Origin of the sequence: Micromonospora sp. B9E7, assembly GCF_039871815.1 — a bacterium.
In the GTDB taxonomy this organism is placed as follows: domain Bacteria; phylum Actinomycetota; class Actinomycetes; order Mycobacteriales; family Micromonosporaceae; genus Micromonospora.
On record NZ_JBDPLX010000035.1, the window covers coordinates 22,667 to 30,016 of the forward strand.

General features: G+C 72.0%; 6 protein-coding genes and 1 pseudogene. All 7 read left to right on the forward strand.

Going from position 1 to position 7,350, the window contains the following annotated elements; all coding sequences use genetic code 11:
• Positions 1-148: 148 nt before the first annotated feature.
• Complete coding sequence (locus ABGB10_RS32525) at positions 149-1,900, forward strand: CTP synthase (RefSeq protein WP_347664807.1); 1,752 nt, start codon at positions 149-151, stop codon at positions 1,898-1,900.
• A gap of 67 nt (positions 1,901-1,967) precedes the next feature.
• Positions 1,968-2,573, forward strand: coding sequence for an NUDIX hydrolase (locus tag ABGB10_RS32530; RefSeq protein ID WP_347664808.1), 606 nt, complete (start codon positions 1,968-1,970; stop codon positions 2,571-2,573).
• Between the two features lie 340 nt (positions 2,574-2,913).
• Complete coding sequence (gene ald / locus ABGB10_RS32535) at positions 2,914-4,029, forward strand: alanine dehydrogenase (protein WP_347664809.1); 1,116 nt, start codon at positions 2,914-2,916, stop codon at positions 4,027-4,029.
• A 23-nt stretch (positions 4,030-4,052) separates the two neighbouring features.
• Positions 4,053-5,033: a site-specific tyrosine recombinase XerD gene (locus tag ABGB10_RS32540; protein ID WP_347664810.1), complete on the forward strand. Its 981-nt coding sequence runs from the start codon at positions 4,053-4,055 to the stop codon at positions 5,031-5,033.
• Between the two features lie 180 nt (positions 5,034-5,213).
• Entirely contained in the window at positions 5,214-6,137 is a 924-nt protein-coding gene (locus ABGB10_RS32545) for an AAA family ATPase (protein WP_030334877.1), read from the forward strand.
• A gap of 23 nt (positions 6,138-6,160) precedes the next feature.
• Positions 6,161-7,267 (forward strand): segregation/condensation protein A, encoded by a 1,107-nt coding sequence (locus ABGB10_RS32550; RefSeq protein ID WP_347664811.1) that lies wholly within the window; start codon positions 6,161-6,163, stop codon positions 7,265-7,267.
• Positions 7,260-7,350: pseudogene (locus ABGB10_RS32555) on the forward strand (SMC-Scp complex subunit ScpB); the annotation flags it as partial. The gene ABGB10_RS32550 and the pseudogene ABGB10_RS32555, both read left to right, overlap by 8 nt.

Genomic DNA, 7,350 nt, shown 5'->3' on the forward strand with positions numbered 1-7,350 from the left:
CGGATGACCCGCAGGTGTCGCAGCCGGGGTGCGGCCTGCGAGTACCCGTCCGGGAGGTGTTACCGTCAAATCCCGTGGATCGCGTGATCACTTTGCTGATCAAGCACGGCGGTCTGCATGACCGCGACAGACGACACGGGAGCAGGCCTTGGCCCCATCAGCACGGACGACCAGGCACATTTTCGTCACCGGGGGCGTCGCCTCCTCGCTGGGCAAGGGCCTCACCGCCTCCAGCCTCGGCAACCTGCTGACCGCGCGCGGGCTGCGCGTGGTGATGCAGAAGCTCGACCCCTACCTGAACGTCGACCCGGGGACGATGAACCCGTTCCAGCACGGTGAGGTCTTCGTCACCGAGGACGGCGCGGAGACCGACCTCGACGTCGGGCACTACGAGCGCTTCCTCGACCGGGCGCTGTCCGGCAAGGCGAACGTCACCACCGGTCAGATCTACTCCGACGTGATCGCCAAGGAGCGGCGCGGGGAATACCTGGGCGACACCGTCCAGGTCATCCCGCACATCACCAACGAGATCAAGTCGCGGATCCTGGCGATGGCCGACCCGGACGAGGACGGTCAGCTCCCCGACGTGGTGATCACCGAGGTCGGCGGCACGGTCGGCGACATCGAGTCGCTGCCGTTCCTGGAGGCGATCCGCCAGGTCCGCCACGACCTGGGCCGGGACAACTGCTTCTACCTGCACGTCTCCCTGGTGCCGTACCTGGCGCCGTCCGGTGAGCTGAAGACCAAGCCGACCCAGCACTCGGTGGCGCAGCTGCGCAACATCGGTATCCAGCCGGACGCCATCGTGCTGCGCTGCGACCGGGAGATCCCGGTGAAGCTCAAGGAGAAGCTGTCGCTCTACTGCGACGTGGACGCCGAGGCGGTCGTCGCCGCCCCGGACGCCCCGAGCATCTACGACATCCCGAAGGTGCTGCACCGGGAGGGACTCGACGCGTACGTGGTGCGCCGGCTCAACCTGTCGTTCCGGGACGTGGACTGGGCCAGCTGGGACGACCTGCTGGAGCGGGTGCACCGGCCCCGGCACACGGTCACCGTCGCGGTGGTCGGCAAGTACGTCGACCTGCCCGACGCGTACCTGTCGGTGAGCGAGGCGATCCGGGCGGCCGGCTTCGGCCACCGCGCCCGGGTGCAGCTGCGCTGGGTGCCCAGCGACGAGTGCGTCACCCCGGCCGGCGCGGCGGCGGCCCTGGCCGGCGTGGACGGTGTCCTCATCCCGGGCGGCTTCGGCGTCCGTGGCATCGAGGGCAAGATCGGCACCGCCCGGTACGCCCGGGAGAACGGCATCCCGCTGCTCGGCCTCTGCCTCGGTCTGCAGTGCATGACCATCGAGGTGGCCCGCCACCTGGCCGGTCTGGACGGCGCGAACTCGGCGGAGTTCGACGAGAAGGCCGCGCACCCGGTGATCGCCACGATGGCCGACCAGGAGGACATCGTCGCCGGCAAGGGCGACCTGGGCGGCACCATGCGGCTCGGCGCGTACCCGGCGACGCTGACCGAGGGCTCGATCGTCGCCGAGGCGTACGGCAGCACCGAGATCAGCGAGCGGCACCGGCACCGGTACGAGGTGAACAACGCCTACCGGGACGCGCTGACCAAGGCGGGCCTGCACATCTCCGGCACCTCGCCGGACGGCCGGCTGGTCGAGTTCGTCGAGTTGGACCGCAGCCTGCACCCGTTCTTCGTGGCCACCCAGGCGCACCCGGAGTTGAAGAGCCGTCCCACCCGCCCGCACCCGCTGTTCGCGTCGTTCGTCAAGGCCGCGGTGGCGTACTCGCAGGCCGACCAGTTGCCGGTCGACCTGGACGCGGCGTCGGAGGCCCCGACGTCGCGCAAGGCCGCCCGCAACGGGGCCGCGACGAAGGCGGCTTCCGCCTCGTGAGCGAGCGGAGCATCAGGCTCAGCAGCGTGGCGCCTCGCGCCGTCGGGGAGCGCAGCGAGGCGACGGCGTGAGCGGGGTGGAGCACCGCTACGAGGTGCGGTCCCGCGAGGAGCGTTACCGAGGGCGGATCTTCGACGTGGTCACCGAGGAGGTGACCATGCCCGGTGGCGGGACCGGGTTGCGTGACCTCGTTCGGCACGTCGGGGCGGTGGCCGTGGTGGCGCTCGACGACGCCGGTCAGGTGGTGCTGATCCGGCAGTACCGGCACCCGGTCGGGCGGCACCTGTGGGAGCTGCCCGCCGGGCTGATGGACGTCTCCGGCGAGGAGTTGCCGGCCGCCGCGTTGCGGGAGCTGGCCGAGGAGGCGGACCTCACCGCCGGGCAGGTCGACGTGCTTGTCGACCTGCACAGCTCGCCCGGGTTCACCAACGAGGTGGTGCGGGTCTTCCTGGCCCGGGACATCGCGGAGGTGCCGGCCGACGAGCGCCACGAGCGACACGACGAGGAGGCCGACCTCCAGGTCGTCCGGATCGACCTGGACGAGGCCGTCGCGATGGTCCTGGCCGGTGAGATCACCAACGCGTCCGCGGTGGCCGGGCTGCTCGCCGCGGCCCGCTCCCGCGACACCGGGTGGTCGACGTTGCGTCGGGCGGACGCGCCGCTGCCCCGCTGAGCATCGCCGCCGGTCCGCACCGGCAGGGGAGTACGCGCCCACGGGGCCCCGCGGTCAGCCGCAGGGCCCCGTGCCGTCTGTCCCCAGCGGCATCCGGCAGATGGGGAGATAATGGCCGAACGCTGTCTCGACGGCCGAGGCGACGATGCGCCGGCGGATCCCGGTGTCGCCCTGACACTCCGTCAGGACACTCGGGCACCGATTGCCACTGTGCTGGCGCTCGGCGGCGCCGGGCGCGCCTAGACTGCCGCCGGCGGGACCGGTGGACCGCGGTGGCAAAGGGGCCACTACGGCACCGAGCAGTCGGGGGAGAGCAGCCCCGAAGAGAGGTGTCTGCATCGTGAAGGTCGGAATCCCACGCGAGGTCAAGAACCACGAGTACCGCGTGGCGATCACGCCAGCGGGCGTCAACGAGTTCACCCGCAGCGGCCACCAGGTCTTCGTCGAGTCCGGCGCCGGTGTCGGCTCCAGCATCACCGACGAGGAGTTCGCCGCCGCCGGCGCGAAGATCCTGGCCACCGCCGACGAGGTGTGGGAGACCGCCGAGCTGGTGCTCAAGGTCAAGGAGCCGGTCGCCGAGGAGTACCACCGCATGCGCGAGGGGCAGGTGCTCTTCACCTACCTGCACCTGGCCGCGTCCAAGGAGTGCACCGACGCGCTCATCGACCGCAAGGTCACCGGCATCGCGTACGAGACGGTGGAGATGCCCGACCGGTCGCTGCCGCTGCTCGCCCCGATGTCCGAGGTGGCCGGCCGGCTCGCCCCGCAGGTGGGCGCCTTCTACATGATGCGTACCGGTGGCGGTCGGGGTGTGCTGCCCGGCGGTGTCTCCGGTGTGTACGCGGCCAAGACCGTGGTCATCGGCGCCGGCGTCTCCGGCCTGAACGCCGCCGCCATCGCGCTGGGCCTGCAGTCCGAGGTGCTGCTGCTGGACAAGAACGTCGCCCGGCTGCGCTCGGCCGACGCCATCTACCGGGGTCACCTGCAGACCATCGCCTCCAACGCCTACGAGGTCGAGCGGGCCGTGCTCGACGCCGACCTCGTCATCGGCGCGGTGCTGGTGCCCGGAGCCAAGGCCCCGAAGCTGGTCTCCAACGAGCTGGTCTCCCGGATGAAGCCGGGCAGTGTGCTCGTCGACATCGCCATCGACCAGGGCGGCTGCTTCGAGGACTCGCGCCCCACCACGCACGCCGACCCGGTCTACAAGGTGCACGAGTCGATCTTCTACTGCGTGGCGAACATGCCCGGCGCGGTGCCGAACACCAGCACCTACGCGCTGACCAACGTCACCCTCCCGTACGCGCTGGAGCTGGCCAACCAGGGGTGGCGCGAGGCGCTGCGCAACGACTCGGCGCTGGCGCTGGGCCTGAACACCCACGACGGCCGGGTCACCTACGGCCCGGTCGCCGAGGCGCACGGGATGGACATGCTCCCGCTGGCCGACGTCCTGGCCTGAGCGGTGGCGCGCTGACCGGCAGCATGGACTCCGCCGGCGTGGGCGACCAGCCCACGTCGGCGCTGCGCCGTGCCGTGCGCGGCTACCTCGACCACCTCACCGTCGAACGTGGCCTCTCCGCGAACACGCTCACCTCGTACCGGCGGGATCTGGACCGCTATCTCGCGACCCTGGCCGACGCCGGCGTCACCGACCTCGCGTCGGTCGACGCCGGCCTGGTCGAGTCGCACCTGGCGCGGCTGCGCGCGGGCGACGACGCACACCCGCCGCTGGCGGTCTCGTCCGCCGCCCGCGCGGCCAGCGCGGTCCGCGGCCTGCACCGCTTCGCGATGCGCGAAGGGCTGGCCGGCGCCGACCCCAGCCGCGACGTCCGCCCACCCACCCCGCCCCGCCGGCTGCCCCGGGCCCTGCCGGTCGACGACGTGGTCCGGTTGCTGGACCTCACCGGCCCGACCACCGCGACCGGCGAGGACGCCCCCCGCACGCTGCGTGACCGGGCGCTGCTGGAATTCCTGTACGGCACCGGCGCGCGGATCTCCGAAGCGGTCGGCGCCGCCGTGGACGACCTCGACACCGACGAGAGCACCGTGCTGCTGCGCGGCAAGGGCGGCCGGGTGAGGCTGGTGCCGATCGGCGGGTACGCCGTCGACGCGGTCCGCGCGTACCTGGTCCGGGCACGCCCCACACTGGCCGCCGCCGGCCGGGGAACCCCGGCGGTCTTCCTCAACTCCCGCGGCGGCGCGCTGTCCCGCCAGGGCGCCTGGGGCATCCTGCGTCGTGCCGCCGACCGGGCCGGGCTGCCGGTCGACGGGCCGGCCGCCGTCTCCCCGCACACCCTGCGCCACTCGTACGCGACCCATCTGCTCGACGGCGGCGCCGACGTCCGGGTGGTCCAGGAGTTGCTCGGCCACGCGTCGGTGACCACCACCCAGGTCTACACGTTGGTCACCGTCGAGCGGCTGCGCGAGGTGTACGCCACCGCCCACCCGCGCGCCCGGGGCTGAACCCGGTCGCGGTCGGTCCCGACACGCCGGGCCGGTGCCGAACCCCCTGCTGGTCGGTGGCGTACAGTCGGCATCGGCGCGGACCTCCTGGGGCGACACGACCGGGGTGCGCAGCGGCGCCGCGAAGGACGTCGGACGGCTCCGACGCCGGGTGGGTCGTCGGGAGGGGGCAACGAGGACATGGCTGGCAACGGTGACCGTGCCGAGACCTGGACGTCGGAGCTCCGCGAGCAGCAGGCCACGCTCGGCGCGGATCTGGGTCCGGCGGATCCGGCTGCCTACACGATGCGCAAGCCCATCCCCGAGCCGATGCCCACCGACCGGCACGGCCCCGCGCGCATCATCGCGATGGCCAACCAGAAGGGCGGCGTCGGCAAGACCACCACCACGATCAACCTGGGCGCGGCCCTCGCGGAGTACGGCCGCAAGGTGCTGCTCGTCGACTTCGACCCGCAGGGTGCCCTCTCGGTGGGGTTGGGCGTCAACCCGCACAACCTCGACCTGTCCGTCTACAACCTGCTCATGCAGGACGACGTGACCGCAGAGGACGTCCTGATCAAGACCGACGTGGCGGGCCTGCACCTGCTGCCGGCCAACATCGACCTCTCCGCCGCCGAGATCCAGCTCGTCAACGAGGTGGCCCGGGAGATGGCCCTCGCCCGGGTCCTGCGCACGGTCCGCAAGGAGTACGACTACATCCTGATCGACTGCCAGCCGTCGCTCGGCCTGCTGGCGATCAACGCGTTGACCGTCGCGCACGGCGTGCTCATCCCCCTCGAATGCGAGTTCTTCAGCCTGCGCGGTGTGGCGCTGCTGCTGGACACCATCGACAAGGTGCGCGAGCGGCTCAACTTCGACCTGGAGTTGGAAGGCATCCTCGCCACCATGTACGACAGCCGCACCACGCACTGCCGTCAGGTGTTGCAGCGGGTGGTGGAGGCGTTCGGCGACAAGGTCTACCAGACCGTCATCACCAAGACGGTGAAGTTCCCCGAGTCCACCGTGGCCGGTGCCCCCATCACGACGATGGACCCGGCCTCCTCCGGGGCACGTAACTACCGTCAGCTGGCCCGCGAGGTGATCGCCGCCCAGTCGGAGCGGTAGCCGGAACGCCCGGTGCCGCTCCCGTGGACTACGGTCGTCCGGTGACCGCGCCACCCCTTGACCCGCCCGAGGCCGCCGCTGCGGCCACGGTCGACGGTGTGCCGCCCGCCGAACCCGCCGCCACCGGGTTCACGGTGCGGCTGGCCAACTTCACCGGCCCGTTCGACCTGCTGCTGCAACTGATCGGCAAGCACAAGCTCGACGTCACCGAGGTGGCCCTGCACACGGTCACCGACGAGTTCATCGCCTACATCCGGGCCATGGGCGACGACTGGGACCTGGACGAGGCCAGCGAGTTCCTGCTCATCGCCGCGACCCTGCTCGACCTGAAGGCGGCTCGGCTGTTGCCCTCCGCCGAGGTGGAGGACGAGGCGGACCTCGCCCTGCTGGAAGCCCGGGACCTGCTCTTCGCCCGGCTGTTGCAGTACAAGGCGTACAAGGAGGCGGCGGCGCACATCGCCGAGCTGGAGGCCGTCGGCGGCCGGCGGTATCCACGCGCGGTCAGCCTGGAACCCCGTTACGCGGAGGCGCTGCCCGACCTGGTGCTCGGCATCGGCCCGCAGCGGCTGCTGAAGCTGGCCGTGAAGGCGATGACCCCGAAACCGGTGCCGGAGGTGTCCATCGCCCACGTGCACATGGTCCGGGTCAGTGTCCGGGAACACGCGGCGATCCTCACCGCCCGGCTGCGCCGGGCCGGCACGGCCACGTTCTCGCTGCTCTGCGCCGACTGCGAGGCGACCCTGGAGGTGGTGGCGCGGTTCCTCGCGCTGCTGGAGCTGTACCGGGAGGGCCTGGTGTCCTTCGTCCAGGAGCAGGCCCTGGAGGAGCTGACCGTGCGCTGGACCGGCCCGGCCGACGGGGACACCGAACTGCACGTCGACGAATACGCCGGCACCCCGGCCGACCCGGAGTCGGCGGGTGCTGAGCCGGCGGGCGCTGAGCTGGCGGAGGCTGAGCTGGCGGGTGCTGAGCTGGCGGAGGCTGAGCTGGCGGGTGCTGAGCTGGCGGAGGCTGAGCCTGCGCCGGTGGGGGCTGAATCGGTGGGGGCGGGGTCGGAGGCGCCCGACCCGGCAGGGGAGGCCGGCGGGCCGGACGGGACGGGAACCACGGAGGATGAGCGGGATGAGTGACGAGCAACGCCGGGACTCGCTGGCCGACCAGGCCGCCGCCTGGGTCCCCCCGTGGGAACGCCCCCGCCCACCCGCCCCCGAGG

Bases quoted from the DNA above. Each gene is read 5' to 3' on its own strand.
- ABGB10_RS32540 (WP_347664810.1), top strand. From the start codon at position 4,053: ATGGACTCCGCCGGCGTGGGCGACCAGCCCACGTCGGCGCTGCGCCGT.
- ABGB10_RS32545 (WP_030334877.1), top strand. From the start codon at position 5,214: ATGGCTGGCAACGGTGACCGTGCCGAGACCTGGACGTCGGAGCTCCGC.